Raw genomic sequence first — 1,531 nt, 5'->3', positions numbered from 1 at the left:
AAGCGGTCGCTACCAGGGTATACTGATCCACAGCCGAGAGAAGAAACCCAAAGCCGCCCGGTATCAAGGCCATAGACTGGTTGTTGAGCCCGCTGGCGCTGGTGAGCGAATACGAGAAGGGGTTGGGATTCTGACTGCCCGGGAAGAAGACGTCAATCGGCCCATCGGCCGCGCAAATGGTTGGTGACGGAGACACCCGGAAGGTGGGCGGGGCAGGTTTGGATTTAATCGTAACGGTTGCCGTAGCGGAACCAATCTGGCCATTGTTGGCCACCAGGAGGGTATAGGTCTGCGGACCGGTGGGCGACGCTGCGCCAGCCGTCAACGTTTGGCTGAAGGCCGGACTGGCGGCCATACCGTTCAGCTTTTGGCTCCCGTTGGTGAGGGTAAAGGGATACGGAGCGGATACATTGCCGACGGTGGTATTGAACGTGATGACCTGTCCGGGGCAGATAGCGTTGGGGGTGATACCTACCCCGGTTAGTGTCGGTGCTGGCGGTAGCTGGTACTCAAAGGCCCCGATGTCCACCCGGCCCCCAATGATCCGGGGTTGGCCGGCCGCGTCTTTCTGGCCTACAGTAGCGATGGTGCTGTTTGGGTCACCGGCATTGATTAGTGGAGAGGTTGGTAGTAATTGAAAATTACCGGTGTCAGGATCTGAAAAGGGCGGGCGGTCCGCGCTAAATTGTGGGTCTACACTGAGGTTGCCCTCTCCCGGGTAGGGCGAATCCTGTATATTAGAATTCGTGATGGTTGGCCTTTCACCATATGGTCCATTATTGCCAAGACCTGAAGTATTACTCCACACCAGGCAATTGGTCAGAGTGGGTGAAAAAGAAGAGCTGTTAATAGGCCAGCCCTCACGTTCACTCGTATAATTGCCTATTACGCTACAGTTTAGGAGTGAAGTTCTAACATTGTCGCAATAAACGGCACTCCCATAATCCGCTGCGTTCTCGATGAATACGCAATTGGTTAATTCGGCGTCAAGAGAATAAGATGTTGTAACGTGTAAATTACAAACAGCGCCCCCTTTTTTCGCTCTGCATCTGTAGAAAGAACAGTTAACAAGTTTAGGAGCCTGTCCGTGTAAAGCGCCAACAAATAGTCCACCTCCGGAATCCGCTTTGTTATTCTTAAATGAACAATTAGCAACGGTACATTTAGCGCCTAAGTAATAGCCAATGCAATAAACACCGCCCCCACTATTAATAAAATTTGCAGGTTGCATTCGTTCATCCATCCCAGTCGCATTTCCTCCACTAATCTGAAAGCCATCCAAACGGGTTTCGCTAATCTGTTCAACGCCCGTAGAAGAGAAGAAGTCAATGGTTACCACATGATAGCAGTCATTATCCCCAACAAGATCAATATCGCCACTCAGGATGGTCCTGCTGGCTCTGTAATAAGTTATCGGTGGCCGTTGGTCAATGGCGGTTTCGTTACCCCGAAAGCCGCCATAGAGTTGAACGCCTGGTTGAATAGTGAAGCTGGCGTTGCGGTCGGTGCCGGATGTAGGCTTATAGATTCC

2 protein-coding genes are annotated in these 1,531 nt (G+C 51.8%); one reads left to right on the top strand and one right to left on the bottom strand.

The window, feature by feature from the left end; genetic code table 11:
- Nucleotides 1-808: choice-of-anchor Q domain-containing protein (locus tag B157_RS35275; protein WP_041952085.1), on the bottom strand; the 808-nt coding region annotated here is incomplete at its 3' end.
- A 417-nt stretch (nt 809-1,225) separates the two neighbouring features.
- Here B157_RS35275 and B157_RS39340 point away from each other — a divergent pair.
- Nucleotides 1,226-1,531 (top strand): hypothetical protein (locus B157_RS39340; RefSeq protein WP_041952084.1); only part of this gene is annotated, 306 nt, incomplete at its 3' end.

It is taken from the genome of Spirosoma spitsbergense DSM 19989 (assembly GCF_000374085.1).
Classification (GTDB): Bacteria; Bacteroidota; Bacteroidia; order Cytophagales; family Spirosomataceae; genus Spirosoma; species Spirosoma spitsbergense.
This window is presented reverse-complemented; position numbering and strand designations above follow the sequence as displayed.